The 21,859-nt window shown below is 49.6% G+C and carries 17 protein-coding genes and 1 pseudogene; 5 read left to right on the top strand and 13 right to left on the bottom strand.

The annotated features are described in order from the left end of the window. Positions 1-50: 50 nt before the first annotated feature. The 10 genes and pseudogenes from ptrA to rppH all read right to left on the bottom strand — a co-directional run bounded on the left by ptrA (position 51) and on the right by rppH (position 13,135). Positions 51-2,935 (bottom strand): annotated as a pseudogene (gene ptrA, locus D8682_RS20100) (pitrilysin). A 210-nt stretch (positions 2,936-3,145) separates the two neighbouring features. Continuing rightward, on the bottom strand, positions 3,146-6,526 hold the full coding sequence (recC, locus tag D8682_RS20095; protein ID WP_121814994.1) for an exodeoxyribonuclease V subunit gamma: 3,381 nt from the start codon (positions 6,524-6,526) through the stop codon (positions 3,146-3,148). A gap of 7 nt (positions 6,527-6,533) precedes the next feature. After that, positions 6,534-6,875, bottom strand: a complete 342-nt coding sequence (locus D8682_RS20090; RefSeq protein ID WP_121814993.1) for a prepilin-type N-terminal cleavage/methylation domain-containing protein — start codon at positions 6,873-6,875, stop codon at positions 6,534-6,536. Then, entirely contained in the window at positions 6,857-7,291 is a 435-nt protein-coding gene (locus D8682_RS20085) for a YgdB family protein (protein ID WP_064543807.1), read from the bottom strand. The genes D8682_RS20090 and D8682_RS20085 overlap by 19 nt, the downstream gene beginning before the upstream one ends. Continuing rightward, positions 7,288-7,848: a prepilin peptidase-dependent protein gene (locus D8682_RS20080; protein ID WP_064543805.1), complete on the bottom strand. Its 561-nt coding sequence runs from the start codon at positions 7,846-7,848 to the stop codon at positions 7,288-7,290. The genes D8682_RS20085 and D8682_RS20080 overlap by 4 nt, the downstream gene beginning before the upstream one ends. After that, a complete protein-coding gene (locus D8682_RS20075; RefSeq protein WP_121814992.1) occupies positions 7,839-8,312 on the bottom strand; it encodes a prepilin peptidase-dependent protein in 474 nt (157 codons plus the stop codon). The genes D8682_RS20080 and D8682_RS20075 overlap by 10 nt, the downstream gene beginning before the upstream one ends. Before the next feature lie 184 nt (positions 8,313-8,496). Then, positions 8,497-9,291, bottom strand: coding sequence for a thymidylate synthase (gene thyA / locus D8682_RS20070; protein WP_064543801.1), 795 nt, complete (start codon positions 9,289-9,291; stop codon positions 8,497-8,499). A 6-nt stretch (positions 9,292-9,297) separates the two neighbouring features. Then, the gene (lgt, locus tag D8682_RS20065) at positions 9,298-10,173 is read right to left on the bottom strand and encodes a prolipoprotein diacylglyceryl transferase (RefSeq protein ID WP_064543799.1); all 876 of its coding nucleotides are present in this window, start codon (positions 10,171-10,173) and stop codon (positions 9,298-9,300) included. 172 nt (positions 10,174-10,345) lie between these two features. After that, entirely contained in the window at positions 10,346-12,592 is a 2,247-nt protein-coding gene (ptsP, locus tag D8682_RS20060; RefSeq protein ID WP_064543797.1) for a phosphoenolpyruvate--protein phosphotransferase, read from the bottom strand. A 12-nt stretch (positions 12,593-12,604) separates the two neighbouring features. Beyond that, positions 12,605-13,135, bottom strand: coding sequence for an RNA pyrophosphohydrolase (gene rppH, locus D8682_RS20055; protein ID WP_034457550.1), 531 nt, complete (start codon positions 13,133-13,135; stop codon positions 12,605-12,607). A gap of 686 nt (positions 13,136-13,821) precedes the next feature. Between rppH and mutH the strand changes: the two genes are divergently transcribed. The 4 genes from mutH (at position 13,822) to D8682_RS20035 (ending at position 16,838) form a co-directional block, all read left to right on the top strand. Continuing rightward, a complete protein-coding gene (gene mutH, locus D8682_RS20050; RefSeq protein ID WP_121814991.1) occupies positions 13,822-14,508 on the top strand; it encodes a DNA mismatch repair endonuclease MutH in 687 nt (228 codons plus the stop codon). A 75-nt stretch (positions 14,509-14,583) separates the two neighbouring features. After that, on the top strand, positions 14,584-15,297 hold the full coding sequence (locus tag D8682_RS20045) for a TerC family protein (protein WP_121814990.1): 714 nt from the start codon (positions 14,584-14,586) through the stop codon (positions 15,295-15,297). Between the two features lie 126 nt (positions 15,298-15,423). Continuing rightward, positions 15,424-15,642: a YgdI/YgdR family lipoprotein gene (locus D8682_RS20040; protein WP_064543789.1), complete on the top strand. Its 219-nt coding sequence runs from the start codon at positions 15,424-15,426 to the stop codon at positions 15,640-15,642. Positions 15,643-15,797: 155 nt separating this feature from the next. Then, positions 15,798-16,838: an NADP(H)-dependent aldo-keto reductase gene (locus tag D8682_RS20035; protein WP_121814989.1), complete on the top strand. Its 1,041-nt coding sequence runs from the start codon at positions 15,798-15,800 to the stop codon at positions 16,836-16,838. 71 nt (positions 16,839-16,909) lie between these two features. Here the strand turns inward: D8682_RS20035 and D8682_RS20030 are convergent, their stop codons facing one another. The 3 genes from D8682_RS20030 to aas form a co-directional block, all read right to left on the bottom strand. Next, positions 16,910-17,911: a S9 family peptidase gene (locus D8682_RS20030; protein ID WP_121814988.1), complete on the bottom strand. Its 1,002-nt coding sequence runs from the start codon at positions 17,909-17,911 to the stop codon at positions 16,910-16,912. A gap of 116 nt (positions 17,912-18,027) precedes the next feature. After that, the gene (lplT, locus tag D8682_RS20025; protein ID WP_121814987.1) at positions 18,028-19,221 is read right to left on the bottom strand and encodes a lysophospholipid transporter LplT; all 1,194 of its coding nucleotides are present in this window, start codon (positions 19,219-19,221) and stop codon (positions 18,028-18,030) included. Further along, complete coding sequence (aas, locus tag D8682_RS20020) at positions 19,214-21,373, bottom strand: bifunctional acyl-ACP--phospholipid O-acyltransferase/long-chain-fatty-acid--ACP ligase (protein ID WP_121814986.1); 2,160 nt, start codon at positions 21,371-21,373, stop codon at positions 19,214-19,216. Before aas ends, lplT begins: the two co-directional genes overlap by 8 nt. A 56-nt stretch (positions 21,374-21,429) precedes the next feature. Here aas and D8682_RS26820 point away from each other — a divergent pair, with 56 nt between their 5' ends. Then, positions 21,430-21,825 carry a hypothetical protein gene (locus D8682_RS26820; RefSeq protein ID WP_064543768.1) on the top strand — a complete coding sequence of 132 codons (396 nt, stop codon included), beginning with the start codon at positions 21,430-21,432 and terminating at the stop codon, positions 21,823-21,825. The last annotated feature ends 34 nt before the right edge of the window (positions 21,826-21,859 follow it).

Below are 21,859 nucleotides of genomic sequence, written 5' to 3'. Positions count from 1 at the left end.
GGGTTTGTGAGTGCAGCCAACACCCTGCAGCTTGAAGGATGACGGGTATATCACTTAGATTCTACGAGCGGCAACGACTGTTGCAACCCGCTGACCTCCTTCCAGGTTTTCCATCCTTCCGGAGCGGCGTACTCTGCCTTGCCATTGTTGCTGCCAGAAATTTGCGACAAAATTGCCATTCCTTGCGGCTCAATCACGGCCTGGTGGAAGAAATCAGCCAGTTTCTGCGGAGTCAGCTTTTTAATTTCGGCGACTACTTTATCACGCGAATCAAAGTCCAGGTTTCCGCGATCGAAATCTTTGCTCAGTTGCGAAGCTTCCTGAGACAAGGTTTGCGGTGCCTGCATAATTTCACTGATCATGCCCTGTTGAATTTGCGCAAAATCCTCAGGACTCATGCTACGCAGCTTTTGCTCGGCTGTGGGGTAAAACGCCTTAAAACGTTGGTACAGATATGCAGGTTGTTTGTCGTTACTTTGCAGCAAGAAACCAACCCCCCATTGACGCCCAACCGACATCGGGAAGGCGAACACTGCATAACCCAACTGCTCCTGAGTGCGTAACTGGTTGTAGAACCACGGCTGAATAATTTGCCCTAACATTGAGCTGTAAGCGGTACTTACGGTTTCATCATAACCTTTCGGCACGTAAATCGCCGCCAGCGCTGAATCCGTGCTGCTACCCGCCTTTTCGAACATCGCTAAATGTTGTTTATCCACCAGCACGTCTTTATTGCGGCACCATTCATTTCCTTTGGTGGCAAGCTGGCTTTGTACGTTATGCGCCAGCTCTTTTGCCTGCTCAGGAGACATGTTACCCAGCACTAAAAACTCAGGTTTCGCATTGGTTTTTAAGGCGTCACGGTAATCAAGCACATCTTTCAAGGTCAGCTCTGGCAACAGCGCACGGCGAACTTCACGTTGGAAATAAGGCACCTGCGACACCATTTGCACCGGCATAATAGCCTGATCGTAAGCTTTGCCTTTGTCTGCCGAATCCATCATTTGGGTATACCATGACTTCGCCTGATCCAGTTGTTCCTGGGTCGGTGTATAGGAGAAGTAACCCTTTAACAGCGCTTCAAAAAGCTGCGGTAAACGTTGGGTGTAGCCATTGGCATTCACCATCAAACCACTGTTAGCGTTGGTTGAGAAACCAATGCCCCCACCGCAGCCTGGTTGCTTAACTGATCCAGGGCAATTCCCGCCAGATAGTCATTCAGGGCAAATAGCACCTGATTTTTCGCGCTGTCCATGGCCTGTGGATTACGCAGCACCATCGTCACATTAGCTTTAGGCTCGCTGGCAAAATAGTGGCTTGGCATATACAGCACGCGTAAACCAGGCTCTTTCACCAACAGCTCTGGGTGAGCGTAGGTTTTTTCTGGTTTAACCAACGTAAAATCGTCCGGTATGTACGGGTTCAACTGAGGCAATTCCAGCTTAATTGCCGCGGTTTTTTGCTGCCAGTCGCTGAATACTTGTGGGGTAATTTTATCGACCTGATAAGGCGCTTCAACAAAATAAGCGGTTTTGTTATGTGGTTCTTTCGGGCTGATATACCAGATGCGCGCATTCTGTGGCGTCATCATATCCAGCCGAGCTTTGATGGCTGCCGGGTCGTATTGATCGGCAATATTTACGGCATCCAGCGTATGTTCAACCGGAACGCGCAGCATGGTGTCAGCTAACCATTCCACGTAATCCATATCGCGGCTAATTGACGGATAACGGAAGTCGAGATCCAACACATGGGAAAGCTCATCGAAATAGCTTTTATCGACACCATTTTCACGCAATTGATTTAAATAGCTGAAAATAGCCGCCACAACTTCATCACGTTGGGCAAGACCTTTATCCGTCAATGACACGGAAATGGCGAACACGCCGCTATTGCCGTTAACTATAGGATCGGAGTCGGCACGAATACTGTCTGCAAGGCCTTGCTTTTGCAGCCAATCAGAGAGGGTGTTGTTGCTACGGACGCCAATCAAATAGCCAATCAATTCATCGGTTTTGCTACGGAATTTATCGCTATTGTTGTCGATTCGGAATTCAACTCGCACCACCTTGCGCGGCAATGCCGGCACGTAGTGAATCACTATGCCTTTTTGTGCGTCTGTCACGACGGGCACGTCAATGCTCGGCCGTTCGATATTTTTATTCGGCACCCGTCCATAGGTTTCCACAGCAATCTTTGCCAATTCAGGCAATGGCTTATTGCTGTAAATAACCGCTTTCATCAGGTTTGCGGAATAATATTTATCACGGAAAGCCACCAGCGCATCCAGCAACTTGCTGCCAGGTTTGTCGCGCAGAGTTTCCAGATTACCACCGGAAAAACGTGAGCCAGGGTGGGCAGGGTTAATGGTTTCGGCACTGACTTGCGCCATGCGCATACCGTCACGAGCACGGGCTAAAGTCAGCTCGGCATTGACCGCATTGCGTTCACGTTCAGCATATTCTGGGGCGAGGTTTGGCTCAGCGATAGCATCAGACAAACGATCGACCGCCCCTTCTAGCGCATCGTTTTCCACTTCAAGGTAAAACGCGGTGCGGTAAGTTGCGGTGCTGGCGTTATGGCTGCCACCATGCTTTTTGAGAAACTCTGACAGGCTATCCGGCTCGGGATACTTTTTAGAGCCCATCAGCGTCATATGTTCAAGATAGTGAGCCAGGCCAAGATGGTCGTCGGGATCTTCTAAGGATCCAACCGGAACCACTAACGCAGACAATGATTTAACGGCTTGCGGATCGGATACCAGCAGAACCGTCATACCGTTATCAAGACGTACAGCCTGATATTGACGAGTGTCTTTCTCACTTTTACGGATAGTTTCCTGGATGGGTTGCCAACCCGTGTCTGCCTGACTTAATGGTGCCCAAAGAGCGACTAACAAGAAAAGCGATTTTAACCAGGTGCTACATCTAGGCATTCACGAACCTCATAATCACGAAACTTCCTATACCCGTCATACTTCACATGCTATGTATGCCTGTGATCTACAGTACAAAAGGTATAATTCACTCATCATTAACAATTTTCAAACAAATTTGTTATTTTAATTGATGCTTTTTTCGCCAATCCTGAGCAAGTTGCGCATCATAGATGAACCCACGAAATTGTGCAATTTTTATACTGGACTTTATGCTTTGTTAAAACGATACAGCGGCAGCAAGTAACGCTCAGCCTCGGTAATGATGGCTTCGTAGTAGTCAGGTTCCAGCGTTCGATACAAGCGTTGTAGCCACATATCGGCCCCTTCACCTTCGACTCTCTGATTCCCTTCCCAGGCGGCCAATAGCTTACTTTTGGCTTTCTGTTGCGTTTGCTCGTCCCATAAAATGGCATCATTCGCCGGTTCGTAACAGGCTTTTATCCACGCCCCCCCACTAATTGGGAGGAGGAGTAGCGGTTGCGTTAACCCTTTCCGATAACCATCAATAAGTTGCTGGAGATAGTTTTTTGCCTGCTCAACATCAAGTGAGGGGAACTTCCACTCGGTCGAATCCCGCCCGAACAAACGGCTTTCACCACTCCCTCCCATCGCACACCAAACCACATGCTCAATCCACAATTGCAAACCATGTGCTGGGTTGAGGATTGATGGCCGCCAGCGCAGCAGGCCGTCTTCCTGCACATCCGACAGCCAGCCTTCCAGGCTTGTTCCATCGATGAGCAGCGACACTTCCTGGCTGTTGCCATTTTGCCGCTCGGCTCTCACTTTTTGCGCCAGTTCTTCCATTTCTGTTAACTGGCTTTCCCATAAAATTTCGCCAAAAGCGCCATATGGCAAGAGGCCAGCAGCCCGGTAGCGGCGGAATAATTGCTGAGTGTCATCTTCCTGAACCAGCGTATTCAGTAATTCCTGGTTCATCTGGAAGCGTTCAAGGCTATCTAATGTGAAAGGTTCCGCATCAGGGAGGTCGGTTTCTTCAAGACGGAAATTGATACCCAAACGCATCTGGAAAAAGGCACGCACCGGATGTCGCCAGAAACGTTGTAGTTGATCCAGAGTGATGACGTCATGAACAACTTCTTGTAATGACTGAATAAACGGAACCTGTGCTTCCCCTTGCTCGCTGGCGGCAGGCAACCATTCCCTGGCATAGCTTTGTGCCGATAGACCAGGGATAAAATTCCCCGCCTCAAATGGGGTACGGTTATGCTGCTGAACCAGATGTTTTTTCACACGCTCACTGCTGTCATCGCAGGTTCGTTCAGTGTCTTGCGGCAAACAATGGCTTTGGGCGATGTAATCCAGGAGTTCATCAACTAATACAGAAGGATAGCGCTGACTGTTGTCCTGAATAGAGCGCCCGATATAACTGATATAGAAGCGCAATTGTGCTGAGTTAAGTGCCTCGAGGAACAAGTACCGATCGTCATCCCTGCGGCTACGGTCGCCGCGCTGAGGCTTCTGACTCATTAAATCAAAGCCAAGTGGTGCCAACGCGCGTGGGTACACCCCGTCATTCATGCCAAGCAAGCACACCACTTTGAACGGGATAGAACGCATCGGCATCAAGGTGCAGAAGTTAATCGGCCCAGCCAGAAAACGTTGGCTAATACGCTCTTGATCTAGCCGCTGCGCCAGCTCCTCTCTTAATAAAATTAAGGAGATGCTTTCCTGATAATGCGACTCAAGACCATATTTGATGATGTCTTGCCACTGCTGTTCAATCAGCGCCAGAGCACCTTCTGTTTCGGTATCAGGCAGGAAGAAGCTCGCCAACATGTCACGGCAAACGGTCGTCCATTCTGCCAATGGACGCGCCACAGATAACTCGCGCCGCCAAATGTTCAGCTGCATTAACAGCTCAGCCAGTTGCCCTACGAGTTCAGCGATTAAGCCACTCGATTCATCATAAGGAAGGATCGACTGCCACTCACCCGCCTGACTATCCATTGCATAACCCAGCAACATGCGCGTTAAACCAAAGCGCCAGGTATGTTGCCCGGTAGCCGGAAGATCTAATTCACGAACGTTGTCGTCATCAATACCCCAACGGATACCTGATTCATTCACCCACAGGCGTAAATAACGCAGCCCTTCTTCATTAATGGAGAAACGGGCAGCCAGTGCGGGAACTTCAAGCAGAGCAAGAACATCCTGTGCGGCAAAGCGGCTGTCAGGTAGTGAAAGTAAGGAGATAAATGCTTGTAGCGCCGGGTGAGCTTGTCTTGCCCGCCGGTCAGAAATCGCAAATGGCAAACGACGTTCGCCTGTGGCATTACCGAATACGGCCTGGATAAACGGGCTGTAGCTGTCGATATCAGCCACCATCACGATGATATCGCGCGGTGTCAACGTTGGATCAGCATCCAGCATCGCCAACAATTGATCATGCAACACTTCTACTTCGCGTTGCGGGCTATGGCACTCGTGGAAGGTGACGGAATGGTCTTCTTGAGCAAGGACACGTTTCTTATGACTGTGTTCAAACTCTTCGATGGTAAGTCCTGTGACCGCATTGTTTTGTAACTCAAGCAAATCGAACTGCAAATTACGCAGCAGGTTATTAGGTTCGATATCGACAAAAACGTCTATTTCTTCGAAATGCTGCAGCTCGGCCAACAAGTATGTGTAGTCTCGCCCTAATTTCCCCCACGAGGCCAGTAATGGGTTGCCAATATCTTGCTCACCGTCGTCGTTGAACAGTGCAGAAGCCGTATTGCTGTCTTTAAAAAGTGGCAGCGTAATGTCTTCCTGAGTGTGTTTGCGACGGCGACGGCGACGGCTGATAAGCCTGGCAAGATAAGACGGGTCTTTAATATCGCCCCAGTAATAGCGGCAAGGGTTGGTAAACAGCAAGTGCACATCAATGTGTTTACCCAGGGCTTGCAGCGCCTGAAGGTAAACAGGTGGTAATGCTGAAATCCCACAAATAAAAACCCGGGATGGCAAACCTGGCGGGCATTCGCTGGCAGATTCAAGAGCCTTAATAAAACGTTGATACAGATTGGCACGGTGCCATTCTGGTTGCCCAAGTTCTTGCGTATGGCGCACCAAAGCCGCCCATAGTGGAGCCTGCCACAATTGAGCTTCGCCCACATTGTCGACAAGTTCTCCCTTTTCCCACTGGCTTAGCCAATCTGGGCGATAAACTAAATACTGGTCATAAAGGTCAGCAATTCTTGAAGCTAGCTGAGAGAGTTTTCGACCGTTGTCATCTTCTTCAAGATACTGTTTAAGCAGGGCAAACTCGCTCTGTTCCAGCATTGTCGGGATGAGCGTCATTAACTTCCAGCTCATGCTTTGTTTGTTGAACGCACTTTGCTCAGGGATATTTGGCAGCACGCGCACAAACATATCCCATATAAAGCTCGCCGGAAGCGGGAAGCTGATGTTTGCCGCGATACCGAATTTTTGCGCCAGCGTCATTTGTAGCCATTGCGCCATACCAGTACTTTGTACCAATACCACTTCGGGCTCGAAGGGATCTGGTAAGGGTCGCTGTTCCACAATAAATTCCATAATTGCTTCAAGCACATCCAGCTGGTTGGAATGGTAAACACGCAACATAGAATCGCTACTCCTGACTTTTCTCTTTCTTCAGGCAATGTAACTGTGACAACTGCCCAGTTCGCCCTGCCGGACTCTTAATCGTAACGTCGATGCTGACACATCCAGCCGTGGATGTCTGCTGCCGACTGACTTTCCATTCATCAGTTGGTAAGGGCGATTCTGGTTCACTCATTTCCACCGCAAGCCGCCAAAGTTGTCGGAATTGCCACTGAGACTGAAAACCCTGCTGCAACACCCGGTGATAACCAAGTAAAGCCAACATCACCACAGAAAACAATGCCATAGCACAAAGCACTTCCACCAGGCTAAAGCCTTGCTGTAATGGTTTCATTGGGGAAGCTGGCATCGTGTCACCTCATCAAACGGGCAGAAATCCAGCCAGCCATGCGGCACTGCTGACCAGCGTGAGTTGACCAGTGTTCCCCATTCCCAAAGAATCAGTGGCGTTTTTTGCCCAGAGACAATACCGAACGCCGCCATAACAGCTTCATTTTTTTCTTGCATTCGCACACAGGCTTTCCAGCCGTTTTCGGTCTGTTGCTGGCAATGCCAGGATTGCTGTGGTTGCCACGATAACTGACTCCCCCAGGATTGAGCCGAGACAGCACTGGCATATTGTTTAAGAAAACCGACCTCACTGGCGACCAGAAATTTTTGGTGGCTTAACTGCTGCTGTAATCCGCTCAGTATTAGCATCCCCAAAGCGAACAGTAACAGGACAAACCCGAGGGTGACGTTACCCCGTTCGAACCGCTTGTTCACTGGTTATACCCCACGACTATATGACGCAGAGACACTGGATTTCGACCACTTTTGGAGGCTGCAGCGAGATCGATAATCAACAAAGATGACATGGCCTGGCGTGCCAAACGGGTAACAGTAAATTTCTGTATCACCATCGTGGCTGGATCGGATAATTTTTCCCAGCCAGAACCTTCGCAACGAGTCGCTCCGCGTAAAGCTTCCAGGTCAGTACCATTGAGCCGAAAACCTGTCTGTTCTGTTTGTGCATGACTAGCAGGTTCCCAACGTCCGTTGCTGTTGCTATCCCATTGCAACAAAACGCATTCTCCCCCTTTGCTCAGCACCAGCCCCTGCCCCGTACAATTTCCGTGGCAATAACCCGCCCGCTGTAGCTGTTTCCCCAAACTAAACGCCAGTTGCCACAGCGATTCTTGCACTGTTTCTTTTTGATATTGTTGTAATACCGCGCGTTGGAGCACCGGAAATAAACGGCCAGCCCCCAGCAAGACAATGCTACTTAAAGCCATCGCGATGAGAGTTTCAAGTAAGGTAAATCCCTGCTGGTTTAGCTGCATTTGTTACTCCCTGTCACGTCACACACCCGGATCCGCCCCTGAGCTGAGAGCACCACGCGCCATTTTCCTGTCGCGCTTTGCAACGTAACGTGGCCCGGCCAGGCGGTACTTCTGATGCCATAAAATCCAAGCCCTGCTGTTACTTCGGTAATATCGACATCAGCAAAAGGTTGAGCCAACCGCCACCGCCCTGCAGACAGGCATTGGGTTGCTTCAATGAGCTTGCTGGACAGGCACCACGTTTTCCCGTGACGATTCACCGTGAGTAAATGGTCACGATTATGCCAGGAGGCATCACTGCGCAGCTGTTCGAATAAATGACGAATTTGTTGGATGGTTATCCACATGCGCTGCTGTTGTTGCCATTGTTGCCAGCCGTACATTCCGCCCGCGCTAAGCATCACGACAATGGCCATCACCACCATCATTTCTATCAGGCTAAATCCGTACTGTTTTGTTTTCATGGCGGCAGTGTGCCAGCCATAAAATTCCTGGCTACTGGCAAACGTTTTATTCTCGAGGCTTCTCGAAGGAAAGATTTGTGGTTGCTTTAGGTTGCAGAAGTGCTGGAAGGAGGCTCGCAATACCATTGCACAGGCAAAAAAAACCGGCGCACAAATGGCACCGGTTATGGCAGGCTGTCACTCGTTAGATAGCGACAGGAGCTTTGATCGCTGGGTGCGGATCGTAGCCTTCAATGTCGAAATCTTCGAAACGGTAGTCAAACAAAGATTCAGGTTTACGTTTGATTACCAGTTTTGGCAGTGCTCGCGGCTCACGTGTTAATTGCAGGCGAGTTTGCTCAAGGTGGTTGCTGTACAGGTGCGTATCACCGCCCGTCCAGACAAAATCCCCCACTTCAAGGCCACATTGCTGCGCCATCATATGCACCAGCAAAGCATAACTGGCGATATTAAACGGCAGACCCAGGAAAATGTCGCACGAGCGCTGGTAGAGCTGGCAAGAAAGTTTGCCGTCAGCCACGTAGAACTGGAAGAACGCATGGCACGGAGCTAACGCCATTTTATCCAGTTCACCCACATTCCACGCCGAAACAATAATGCGGCGCGAATCTGGGTCGTTTTTAAGCTGGTTAATCACGGTGGTTAACTGGTCGATATGGCGGCCATCAGGGGTTGCCCATGAGCGCCATTGCTTGCCATACACAGGGCCAAGATCGCCATTTTCATCTGCCCATTCGTCCCAGATGGAGACGTTGTTTTCGTGCAAATAGGCAACGTTGGTATCGCCTTTCAGGAACCACAGCAGTTCATGAATGATGGAGCGTAAATGGCAGCGTTTAGTGGTAACCAGAGGGAAACCATCTTGCAAATTGAAGCGCATTTGATGACCGAAAACCGACAACGTACCCGTGCCGGTACGGTCATCTTTTGGTGTGCCGTTTTCCAGCACATGTTTCATCAAATCAAGATATTGTTGCATGTTTCCTCACGAAAGCTGTTGCTGTGGACGGCGACGATACGCCCAAACCATCATAATCACACCGGCCACAATCATCGGAATCGAGAGGATTTGCCCCATGCTGATGTACTGAACCCACGCACCGGTAAACTGCGCATCTGGCTGGCGGAAGAATTCAACGATAATACGGAATGCACCGTAGCCAATCAGGAACAAGCCGGAAACGGCCCCCATCGGGCGTGGCTTGCGGATATACAGGTTCAAGATAATGAACAGTACGATACCTTCCAGAACCATTTCGTAAAGCTGGGAAGGATGGCGTGGCAAGACACCGTAGGTGTTAAACAACGACTGCCATTCCGGGTGTGTCGCCAGCAGGCCAATATCTTCACTGCGAGAACCCGGGAATAACATGGCCCACTTGAAGCTCGGATCGACGCGGCCCCAGAGTTCGCCGTTGATGAAGTTGCCAAGGCGACCCGCACCCAGGCCAAATGGAATCAGCGGTGCGATAAAATCAGCAACCTGGAAGAATGAACGCTTGGTGCGGCGCGCAAACCAAATCATTACGCAGATAACACCGACCAGCCCGCCATGGAAGGACATGCCGCCATCCCAGACTTTAAACAGGTACAGTGGATCGGCAAGAAAAGTAGGCAGGTTGTAGAAGAACACATAACCAAGGCGCCCACCGAGGAATACCCCCAGGAAGCCAGCATACAGCAGGTTTTCGACTTCATCTTTCGTCCAACCGCTGCCTGGTTTATTGGCACGGCGGCCAGCAAGCCACATGGCGAACACGAAGCCGACCAGGTACATCACGCCATACCAGTGCAAAGAGACTGGCCCAATGGAAAAAATCACTGGGTCAAATTCAGGGAAATGCAGATAGCCACTATTCATCTGTCACCACAAACCATTGTTACCCCACCGAAAGCCGACGATGGGTTGCAAGTACGCATCTGTGCGGATGCGCTCCGAAAGCAGCGGATCATAGCACAAAGGGTACCAGGGTTAAGTCGCGGAAGTTGTAAAAGATATGTAATACCAGAAGTGAAAGGAAACGACAGGCGCCTTAGCGCCCGCCGCGAATCAAACCGCCCATACCACGACGCTCCATGAAAGACGCGACCTGGTGGCGCACTTCTGTCGCTAGCTGAGCCTCAAGACTACGCTGTGACAGCAATTGCACCTCTTCCAGACTAATGTGGCGCAGCAAATATTTAACACGAGCCACTGAACGGCCGTTCATCGACAAATGGCGATAACCCATGCCAACCAACAGCGCAACACACATTGGGTCGCCGGCCATTTCACCGCACAGACAGAGATCGATGCCGTGACGTTCAGCTTCTTTGGCAATGTGATTCAATGCGCGCAGCATAGCCGGATGCAGGCTGTCATACAGACTTGCGACGCGAGTATTGTTACGGTCAACGGCCAGTAAATATTGCGTCAGGTCATTAGTACCGACAGAGATGAAGTCAACCCGGCTGGCAAGATGGCCCAGCATGAACACCATTGATGGGACTTCCACCATGATGCCAATACGCAGTTTTGGTAATTCATAACCGAGTACTTCTTCTACTTCGCGCCCAGCGCGGTCTATCAGACGACGCGCTTCGTCTATTTCATCGATGCTGGTAATCATCGGCAACAGAATACTCAGGTTGCCAGTGGCAGCATTGGCACGCAGCATAGCTCGCACTTGCACCAGGAAAATTTCGGGCTGGTCAAGCGTGATGCGTATCCCACGCCAGCCAAGACACGGGTTCTCCTCACTGATTGGCATGTATGGCAATTGTTTATCCGCCCCCACATCAAGCGTTCGCAGCGTGACGGGCTTATCGTTAAACATTTGCAACATCCCCTGATACTGGGCGACTTGCTCTTCTTCCGATGGAAAACCACTTTGCAGCATGAACGGGATTTCGGTGCGATACAGACCAATGCCATCAATGCGGCTGCCAAGCAGTTGTTCATGTTCAGGGCTCAGACCTGCATTCAACATGACCTGGACACGCTCACCGCTTTTCAGCGCTGCCGGGCTATCAACGTCATCCTCTACCAGGCGGGTAAGTTCGTTCTCTTCGGTAATGAGGCGCTGGTATTCCTGCAACAGCACCGTTTCCGGGTCAACCAACAATTCACCACGGTAGCCATCGACAATTAAAGTACGGCGATGCAATACCGAAGGCTGAATATCCGCCCCCATAACTGTTGGGATGCCCAACGCACGTACCATGATGGCGGCATGGGAGTTTGCCGCACCGTCGCGCACCACCACACCAACCAGGCGGTTTTGCGGCAACTCGGCGAGCGTGGTTGCGGATAACTCATCGGCCACTAAGACAAAGCGTTCAGGCCACGTGTTCGCACTCTGAATGGTGTCATCGAGATGGAATAACAAGCGTTGGCCGAGGGTACGCAGGTCGCCTGCTCGTTCTTTTAAGTAGCCGTCAGTCAGGCTTGCGAATTGCTCCGCAAACTTTTCGATAACTTTTTTAACTGCCCATTCCGCAACCGAGCCTTTGTCCACTTCTTCGAATAATTCTCGACGAAGCCGGGCATCGGTTAACAGGTGCGAATAGAGATCAAAGATAGCTGCCGTTTCTTTCTGAGCCCCAGCTGCAAAGCGTTTGCTGTAGCGGCGAAACTCGTTAGACGCCTCTTCCAGTGCGGCAGTAAGGCGCTCTCGCTCAAGCGTGGTATCCAGTGTCGACGCTTCAGAAACTTGCTCCATTAACGGGAGCGTCGAATCCATCCAGCCCTCAGCAATCGCCACGCCCGGCGATGCAGGCAATGCCCGAATACGTGTCTGGCGGTACTGGCCGAATAAGGCGGCTAACTGTGATTGAGAGAGGATGGCGGCCATTTGTGTGGCGAGTGTGACGAGGAAGGACTCCTCGCTTTCATCATATTGCCGGTGCTCACGTTGTTGCACCACCAGCACACCCAATAACTGGCGTCGTTGGATGATTGGCACCCCAAGGAAGGCTCGAAAACGTTCCTCTTTTACTGCGGGAACATATTTAAAGCTCGGGTGTTTTTGCGCATCAGCAAGGTTTATCGGCTCAGCAAGGCGCCCGACCAACCCGACAATGCCTTCATCAAATGCGAGTGTTATGGTGCGACCACGCGGCTTTTTAAGGCCGCGCGTCGCCATCAGGTAAAAGCAACGCCGGTCATGATCTGCGAGATAAACCGAGCATACCTCGGTGTCCATCGCAAGGCAGATATCTGTAACCAGAATATCCAGCGCCTCATTGAGGCGCGGAGCGCTGGCAACCTTCTCGACTATTTCTCGCAAACGGGTAAGCATTTTTCGCGTGACTTAACCTCTTTTACGTCGCCAGGCAGGCGCGTTATTACGTGGTGGCGCAACTTCCTGCAGCGGCATTACGACGCTGGCAAACTCTTTCATCACCCGACGATAAACATCGCGTTTAAAGGAGACAACCTGACGAACCGGATACCAATAGCTAACCCAACGCCAGCCATCAAACTCTGGGGTACTACTGGTTTGCATATTGATATCGTTATCGCTGCTGATCAACTGCAAGAGAAACCATTTTTGTTTCTGGCCGATACAAACCGGCTTTGTGTCCCAACGCACCAAACGTTTAGGTAACTTGTAACGTAACCAGTTTCGGGTCGAGGCGAGTATTCGGACATCTTTTCGCTGTAACCCCACTTCCTCGAAAAGCTCCCGGTACATTGCCTGTTCCGGGGATTCGCCAGGATTGATGCCACCTTGCGGAAACTGCCAGGAATGTTGACCAAAACGCCTGGCCCACATCACTTGACCCTGCCGATTACAGATTACGATACCAACATTCGGGCGGTAGCCATCATCATCGATCACCGGACTACCTCAAAACAAACTTAGATTAGGGCGATTGTTTCATACAAGCGCTAGACGGTAAACCACTGTGTAACGGTTGCAAGAAGGAATAACAATTGAATAACTCACAAAATATGACCGAGTTATAAACATTAGCCAGTTTGGAGCATGGGATTTATTCACTTTTTCTGTGGATATAACTGTGAAGAACTACCTGATACTCTCGGGACAACTTAGGATAAGTCTAAATTCATCGTGATTTCCATAAATAAAAAAAACATAAATTTCAGTTAGATAACCAATAATAAATCAACTTACACCCAGAAAGTGTGATGATCGTCACATGCCAGAATCTCACACTGATGAAAGATCGACCAATGACGTTTTTATCCACAGATTGTGCCAACAAGTTAGTCACAAACTGGTGAAAAAATGGGTTTTACCCCCCAGTCAAGGCTGTAAATCGAACCAGTAGTGAGCTTTTTTACCAGTTATCCCATTTTTCTGTGGATAACCCAGTGTAAGATCCTGTTCATTGCCAGTGACCAGAATGGGAAAAGGTTTTTACAGAATCCAAAACCTCTCCTTTTTGACGATAAAAATGATTAAAAGTCAGTAGATTGCCATTCTTACCCCCGACACGCTAAACTATTTCCATCTTGTGGGTAAACCACGTTCATTTTTTAACCGATCGGCAATCAGGCACAATGGAAGCACTTCGTCCTTTACTTAACCCTCCAGAAAACGAACAGATTTTACTGGCTCAAGCCCAGAAACTCGCGGGATATACGCTGGGTGAATTGGCGACGTTAGCCGATTTGCCGATCCCTAAAGATCTGAAACGTGACAAAGGTTGGATCGGAGTTCTACTTGAATTGTGGCTGGGTGCCAGTGCTGGGAGCAAACCCGAGCAAGATTTCGCAGCACTAGGTATCGAATTAAAAACGATCCCAGTTGATAGACTCGGTCGCCCACTGGAAACCACTTTTGTTTGTGTTGCCCCACTCACCGGCAATACTGGCGTGGTTTGGGAAACCAGCCATGTGCGCCACAAGCTAAAACGCGTGCTGTGGATCCCTGTTGAAGGAGAGCGGCAAATTCCGCTGGCGGAAAGGCATATCGGCTCACCATTATTGTGGGCACCTTCAGCAGAAGAAGAGCGGCAGCTATGTTTGGATTGGGAAGAGTTGATGGATTTAATTGTGCTGGGCCAGGTCGAACGTATCACTGCCCGTCATGGTGAAGTACTGCAGTTGCGTCCGAAAGCTGCCAACAGTAAAGCGTTAACTGATGCGGTGGGTGCCGACGGCGCACCAATTCTGACGTTACCACGCGGTTTTTATCTAAAAAAGAACTTTACAGCGGCTCTGCTAGCTAATCATTTCTCGTTGTAGATTCATTTAACTTGCACCCAGATCCTTGCTGGAGTTTATAATTGGCGTTTTATAAATTTCAGGCAGGATTTTTTAATGTTGTTTGCATGGATTACTGATCCTAATGCGTGGATGGCGCTGGGTACTCTGACGATTCTGGAAATTGTTCTGGGTATCGACAATATCATTTTTCTCTCATTAGTCGTGGCGAAGTTGCCTCAAGCTCAACAGGCTAAAGCTCGCCGCCTGGGACTGGGCGCCGCGATGATTATGCGTCTGGTTTTGCTGGCCTCTATCGCCTGGATGACACACTTAATTCACCCGCTGTTTAGCATCATGGGTCATGAATTCTCGGCGCGAGACCTTATTTTGGCATTGGGTGGCTTGTTCTTAATCTGGAAAGCGAGCAAAGAAATCCACGAGTCCATTGAAGGCGAGGAAGAGAGCATAAAAACTAACGTTCACTCTTTCTTCGGTGCCATCGTGCAAATTATGCTGCTGGATATTATTTTCAGCCTCGACTCGGTTATTACTGCCGTCGGCCTGTCCGATCATCTGTTCATCATGATGGCGGCAGTGATTATTGCCGTGATGGTGATGATGTTCGCCGCAAAATCGATTGGTGATTTTGTTGAACGTCACCCGTCGGTGAAAATGTTAGCGCTGTCATTCTTGTTGCTGGTCGGCTTCACACTGATTCTTGAAGGTTTTGATATTCATGTGCCGAAAGGTTACATCTACTTTGCGATGTTCTTCTCAATAGCCGTAGAGACATTGAATTTGATTCGTAACAAAAAGAACCCGCTGTAGCGTACGCAGGGGAAGCATTCTGGCTTCCCCTCTGTTTCTTTTAAGAATTTACTGCTTATCATCTCTGGCTAGTCGAGTTATTACTAGACTGTATAGGTCATACCAAACCACACGAGGCGAATAACGATGAAAAAATGGGCAGTTCTTATTTCCGCTGTCGGTCTGGCATTTGCGGTTTCCGGTTGTAGCAGTGATTACGTGATGGCGACCAAAGATGGCCGTATGATCCTGACTGACGGTAAACCCAAAGTCGATGACGACACAGGCTTAGTCAGCTATCGCGATCAGCAAGGCAACGAGATGCAAATTAATCGCGATGATGTTTCACAAATCATTGAACGCTAGAAAATACAGCCTTTAAAGGTCAGCGCCTCGCTGGCCTGTAACACTTTTTCTTCACTTACCCTCTTCCGCTTTTGCTCCCCCTCTGCCATGTTTATAGTCCATTTTTTGTCGGGCGCTCGCCTGACCGATAAGACATAAGAATAAGGAAAGCGGCTATGCAATATCACCGTATCCCCCACAGCGCCCTTGAAATAAGTACGCTAGGGTTGGGAACCATGACGTTTGGTGAGCAAAACAGCGAAGCCGACGCACATGCACAGCTTGATTACGCAGTACACCAGGGCGTTAACCTGATTGATGTCGCAGAAATGTACCCTGTACCGCCACGCCCGGAGACACAAGGGTTAACAGAGACCTATGTCGGTAACTGGCTAAAGCAGCGCGCGAATCGCGAGAAGCTGATCATTGCCACCAAGGTCAGCGGCCCAAGCCGCAATAATGATGTTGGCATTCGCCCAAACCAAATGCTGGATCGCAGGAACATTCGTGATGCGCTGGATGCCAGCCTGAAGCGTCTGCAAACCGACTATATCGATCTCTATCAAGTTCACTGGCCGCAACGCGCCACCAACTGCTTTGGCAAGCTGGGTTATACGTGGACCGATAACGCAGTGCCGGTCACATTGCTTGAAACCCTGGAAGCACTGACTGAGTTCCAGCGAGCCGGGAAAATCCGCTACATCGGTGTATCCAACGAAACGCCATGGGGCGTTATGCGTTACCTGCAACTGGCTGAAAAACATGATTTACCGCGCATTGTCACCATCCAAAACCCGTACAGTCTGGTAAACCGCAGCTTTGAAGTGGGGCTGGCGGAGATCACTCAGCGTGAAGGTGTTGAGCTACTGGCCTATTCCTGCCTGGGGTTCGGTACACTGACCGGGAAATATCTCAATGGAGCCAAACCTGCAGGTGCGCGCCACACACTGTTTAGTCGTTTCACACGCTACAGCGGTGAACAAGCTCAGCATGCAGTTGCGGCTTATGTCGATGTCGCTAAACGACACAATCTGGATCCCGCCCAAATGGCTTTGGCTTTTGTTCGCCGCCAACCATTTGTTGCCAGCACACTGTTGGGCGCAACTACGCTTGAGCAGTTGAAAACCAACCTTGAAAGCCTGCATCTGGATTTAAGTGAAGAAGTGATTGAAGAACTGGAAGCGGTGAACCGGGTTTATACCTACCCGGCACCGTAATAATAGTTTTCCTGCGGGCATATTATCTCGCCCGCAGGAAACCCAAAAAAACGACCAGAAGCATTATCAGTTTAATGATGAATATTACTTTCTATACTTTTAATATCCGTTGCATCGAATGAAATTGAAGTTTTACTATCCGTATCCGAGAGTATTTTTTTTGCAATAGTCTCTGATACGGGGGTAATAATATTGAAGTGATCGCCACCATTAATTTTATAGACTTGCAATGGTATGTGTTGCGCTTTAGCTGATGCCTTTATTTCATCAAATTCAGACCAATAATATTCTTCACCTTCAAAATAGAAGGTCGGCACTTTAATAGAAGAAATAAAGAATTGCGGCGATCTTAATTTGAATTCTTGAGGGTTGGTTTGATCAAATGGAACGTTAACCATCATTTTCCCACCTTCGATGCGTTTTTTCAGATCAGGGATCCCTCCCAGCGAAAATACCGCACGATATTTATCGGATAGCTCACTGGCAAGTAACGCTCGGGTACCGCCGGTACTGTGACCAACCACATAAATTCTGTTTGCATCAACCCATGGCTGACTGGCTAGCCATGATCTGGCTGATTCCAAATCATCCAGTTCGCCATAAAACATCTCATAGCGGCCTGGGTTGCCATTTTCACCACGAAAACTAGGGATCATCATGGTAATGCCGGCTTTGCGAAATGCGCTACCGGTTTGATCATTGTCTTTGGGTTGTTCAGCCCAGAAAAAATCGTCGCTTCCAATACCGCCATAACCGCCCACCAGCCAAATAACCGCAGGATGTTTCACGTTATCCTTTGGATCAGGAGTAATAAAGGCGGCCATCGCGCCATCTTTTGCTGGGTAATGAATAAGATTGAAAACCTCTGCAGGAGGTGTGATTGGCGCACTATCTCCTTCAAAATTGGTTTCGATAATTTTAGTTTTAAACCCAGCTCGAGCCACCACCAAAGTATCCTCTTTTGCTACTTGCGATTTTTCAGTTGTTGCTTTAGGTGTATTTTGATCACAACCAGTTATTAATAGCACCCCCGTGAAAATGGTGGCTAAAAGCGTTTTATTACATAAAAACATTCGATAATCCTTATCATTGAAAAAATGAGTTTATTCACTGTATATTTTCGAGACTGTAGAACAGCTTATTTTACAGTTTAACAATTCAAACTTCTATTCGAAGATGGATCAAGTTATTAACGGCGAATCTGCCAAACCCACAACCCAGTAATGGCCAGCGCAAATACAGCTCCGAAACCAATACCGATGCCGACAATGGGTACACCGATTTTAACCGCCAGTGAATAAAGCCCTAACATCAGCAGCATCGCGGCATTTTCACCGAGATTTTGTACCGCAATGGCATTCCCTGCTCCTACCGAATGTTTACCCCGCTCCTGCAGTAGCGCATTGAGCGGGACAACGAAGAACCCGCCCAAAATACCAATCAGCACTAACAACATGTAAGACGGTAGCAACGCGTGTTGCATGGCAAAGAACAACACGCCAACGCCAATCAAAATCCCTGCAGGCATGCACCGCGCCACGGTTTTAAGCGTCACCAGTTTAGCCGCAGCCCCGGCTCCCACCACAATGCCCACTGCGACCATCGCGTTCAGGTAAGTTGGCGTCGCGTTATCGGTAATGCCCAGCGCTACCGGTACCCATAACACCAACAAGAAACGCAATGTCACACCAGCGCCCCAGAACAAGCTGGTTCCCACTAATGAGAAACGAGTTTCACCGTTCTGCCATAACGTGCGGCAAGCATTGAAGAAACTTCGGGTCATGGGAGTAAAGCGCCATGACTGACCAGGACGCGCCGGTGCAAGTTTCGGAATAAACATATTAGCGACGACCGCCCCAGCATACACCAGCACGCAAACGCCCAGTGCCGCAACAATATGCCAATCAGCCAGTACACCGCCCGCCATAGAACCTAGCAGAATCGCAGCAATGGTCGATGACTCCATCAAGCCATTTGCCTTCACCAGGCGGTCACCGGTCGTAAGTTCACCAAGAATCCCGTATTTAGCCGGTGAATATGTCGCAGCACCTATTCCCACCAGTGTGTAACCGACAAAGGGATTAAGTCCAAAACAGATAACCGCCGCGCCGATGAGCTTGAGGCAGTTGGCAAACATCATCACTCGCCCTTTGGCAAAGCTATCCGCCACCTGGCCGACAAACGGAGCAAACAAAATGTAAGCACCGACAAACACCATCTGCAAAACCGGTTGGCTCCAGTCGGGATAGAACTGCTGTTTGAGTACCGCCAGCGTGGCAAATAGCAAAGCATTGTCACCAAACGCCGATAAAAACTGCGCGCCTGTTACTGCCATCATACCTCTGGACCAAATAGAGGTATCGTTCACGGCGCTATCACGCATTCTCTGTCTCCGGTTGGTCTACCAGCACTTTCAGGCTGACAAAATCAGGTTTGCCGCTGCCGAGTAAAGGTAACTGTTTGAGGAAGCGAATATCACGGGGAACCGCCAGCTCAGGCACGCCGTTTGCACGCGCATGTTGCAACAATTTTTCACGGCTGAGGTCATTATCCGTGGTGAACATCACCAGAGCTTCACCTTTTGCTGCGTCAGTTTTGATAACCGTTGCGTGCATTTTCTCAGGCGAAACACCCAGTGCCAATTGCTCGACCATTTCCAGCGAAACCATTTCACCGGCAATTTTGGCAAAGCGTTTAGCGCGCCCCTGAATCACACAAAAGCCGTGCTCATCAAACCGGACAATATCACCCGTGTCGTACCAACCCGGCTCCATTTCCCCCTGCGCATTTTCAGCACACGGCGCTTCCAGCACACCTGGATTTTCGACACGCAGATAGCCCTTCATGATGTTTGGCCCTTTCAATTGCAGCCGCCCACCCTCTTCAATACCAGGCACCGCCATCAGACGGGCATCCATCGCGGGCAGAATACGCCCAACGGTGCCAACTTTTGCCGCCATCGGGACGTTAATTGAAACCACTGGCGCACATTCGGTCACGCCATAACCTTCCAGAATGCGCAGGCCAAATTTATCCTGCCAGAGCTGTTTAGTGCTTTCCTGGAGCTTTTCTGCTCCCGCCACCACGTAACGCAGACGGTAGAAGTCATAAGGATTAGCGAAACGGGCATAGTTGCCGAGGAAGGTGGATGTGCCAAACAATACGGTGCAGTTACGGTCATAAACCAGTTCCGGCACAATGCGGTAATGCAGCGGGCTTGGATAGAGGAAGACTTCGGCACCGGTGAGCAACGGCGTGAATAAGCCGACGGTCAGGCCAAACGAGTGGAATAACGGTAGTGCTGACATAAAACGGTCGTTGGCGGTGAAATCCGCGATAGTGCGAATTTGCTCAACGTTCGCCAGTAAACTTTTATGGCTATGCACCACACCTTTTGGATTGCCCTCAGAACCAGAGGTAAACAACACCATCGCGGCGTCTTCGGGTTGCTGTTTAACCTGTGCCAAACGCGGCATTAATAAATGGCTAAAAATCCAAAGTTTATCGGCAAGCGTGACATCAGCTTTTAAATCTTCCAGAAACACCCAGCGCACCTGCGTGAGTTGCTCCGGCAAATGCCATAACTTGCCTTTGTCGAGGAACTGACGGGAGGTGAAAATGGTTTTGAGTTGCGCCGCGGTAATGGCACTGGTCAACCCTTTCACACCTGCGGTGTAGTTCATCATCGCCGGAATTCGCCCGCGAGAAGAAGCACCAAAAATCACCGCGGCACTAATCGCCGCATTCGGCAACATCAGGCCAATAGTTTCTCCTTGTGCGGTGTATTTATCCAAAATACGCCCGACAAACAGCGTCTTAGTTAACAGGCTACGGTAGGTATCCGGTTTGAAATTGATATCTTCAATACAGTTTTTGCGCTCACCGTAACGACGCTGCGCGGCAAGTAGCGCTTCGTACAATGTTTCACGAGGACGTATCGCCATCCGCGCTTCCATCATAATTTGATGCAGCATTTCACCCGCCATTTTACGGCGGTCACGGGCGCGCGGCGCATCCGGCATCGCAATCGAAGTCGGTGGCAGAATATGCAGGTTGATACGAGGGAATACGCGGCGTTTTACCAGACCTTTCAGGCGGCTAAAGAAGCTCAGCTCAGCGCCATCAATACGAATCGGGATAACCGTCGCATTCGATTTAGCGGCAACAAACCCCGCCCCTTCATAGATTTTCATCAACGAACCGGTCACCGAAATGCGCCCTTCCGGGAAGATAACCACCGGTCGGCCCTGTTCCACCAGGCGAACCAGATGCTTAATCGACATCGGTTTGGTTGGGTCGAGCGGTACAAAATCAATCAGTGATTTCAGCCAACGCATGTACCACTGCTGGCTGATAGAAGAATAGACGGCGAATACCGGGCGTCCGGGTAAAAATAACGCTAACAAAATTCCATCAATGAAGGATACGTGGTTAGGGACGATCAGAACGCGCGATTGGGAGAGAACTTGAGGATCACCATAAAGACGCACTCTGAACAGAATACGAAATAACGTACGGAAAAAACCAAATAGCATAGCAACTCCCTTTGTCATGAATAAACCGCAGGCACTTAAGTGTAGTGGCAGATTACATGACTAACTTCAAAGGAGCGATAGTTTCGAGGAACACGAACTCTGAAAATAAAGCAAAAAAAAACCTGCGCATCTGCGCAGGTTGGTGCAAAAGAATGGTACTCAACAACGTACCTGGAATTCTCACCAATCAATACCTCTGGGATTTGAATTGTGGCGCACTCCTGGCAGGCTCACCAGCGAGAAAGAGCAAGGGAATTAGCGGAAAGTGCAACCAGGTGTTTAAAACATTGAGTCTTGTTACAGGCAGGCAAATTTTGGGCAAAAAAAACCTGCGCATCCGCGCAGGTTGGTGTAATTCATGTGATCAGCAATTAGAAGCTGACATCACCTATCAATACCTCTGGGACTTCAAATGTAGCAGTGGCGAGTCAGTCTTCGCCATGTCGAAATAGCAACAGCGCGATGCAAACTGTAAGCAAAGATTTA

This window comes from Buttiauxella sp. 3AFRM03, assembly GCF_003675305.1.
Lineage (GTDB): Bacteria > Pseudomonadota > Gammaproteobacteria > Enterobacterales > Enterobacteriaceae > Buttiauxella > Buttiauxella ferragutiae.
This window is presented reverse-complemented; position numbering and strand designations above follow the sequence as displayed.

What these genes read in the sequence shown, in the direction of transcription:
- recC (WP_121814994.1), bottom strand. Translation starts at nt 6,526, where the DNA reads ATGTTGCGTGTTTACCATTCCAACCAGCTGGATGTGCTTGAAGCAATT.
- D8682_RS20090 (WP_121814993.1), bottom strand. Translation starts at nt 6,875, where the DNA reads ATGCCAGCTTCCCCAATGAAACCATTACAGCAAGGCTTTAGCCTGGTG.
- D8682_RS20080 (WP_064543805.1), bottom strand. Translation starts at nt 7,848, where the DNA reads ATGCAGCTAAACCAGCAGGGATTTACCTTACTTGAAACTCTCATCGCG.
- D8682_RS20075 (WP_121814992.1), bottom strand. Translation starts at nt 8,312, where the DNA reads ATGAAAACAAAACAGTACGGATTTAGCCTGATAGAAATGATGGTGGTG.
- thyA (WP_064543801.1), bottom strand. Translation starts at nt 9,291, where the DNA reads ATGCAACAATATCTTGATTTGATGAAACATGTGCTGGAAAACGGCACA.
- lgt (WP_064543799.1), bottom strand. Translation starts at nt 10,173, where the DNA reads ATGAATAGTGGCTATCTGCATTTCCCTGAATTTGACCCAGTGATTTTT.
- ptsP (WP_064543797.1), bottom strand. Translation starts at nt 12,592, where the DNA reads ATGCTTACCCGTTTGCGAGAAATAGTCGAGAAGGTTGCCAGCGCTCCG.
- mutH (WP_121814991.1), top strand. Translation starts at nt 13,822, where the DNA reads ATGGAAGCACTTCGTCCTTTACTTAACCCTCCAGAAAACGAACAGATT.
- D8682_RS20045 (WP_121814990.1), top strand. Translation starts at nt 14,584, where the DNA reads ATGTTGTTTGCATGGATTACTGATCCTAATGCGTGGATGGCGCTGGGT.
- D8682_RS20040 (WP_064543789.1), top strand. Translation starts at nt 15,424, where the DNA reads ATGAAAAAATGGGCAGTTCTTATTTCCGCTGTCGGTCTGGCATTTGCG.
- D8682_RS20035 (WP_121814989.1), top strand. Translation starts at nt 15,798, where the DNA reads ATGCAATATCACCGTATCCCCCACAGCGCCCTTGAAATAAGTACGCTA.
- D8682_RS20030 (WP_121814988.1), bottom strand. Translation starts at nt 17,911, where the DNA reads ATGTTTTTATGTAATAAAACGCTTTTAGCCACCATTTTCACGGGGGTG.
- lplT (WP_121814987.1), bottom strand. Translation starts at nt 19,221, where the DNA reads ATGCGTGATAGCGCCGTGAACGATACCTCTATTTGGTCCAGAGGTATG.
- aas (WP_121814986.1), bottom strand. Translation starts at nt 21,373, where the DNA reads ATGCTATTTGGTTTTTTCCGTACGTTATTTCGTATTCTGTTCAGAGTG.
- D8682_RS26820 (WP_064543768.1), top strand. Translation starts at nt 21,430, where the DNA reads ATGACTAACTTCAAAGGAGCGATAGTTTCGAGGAACACGAACTCTGAA.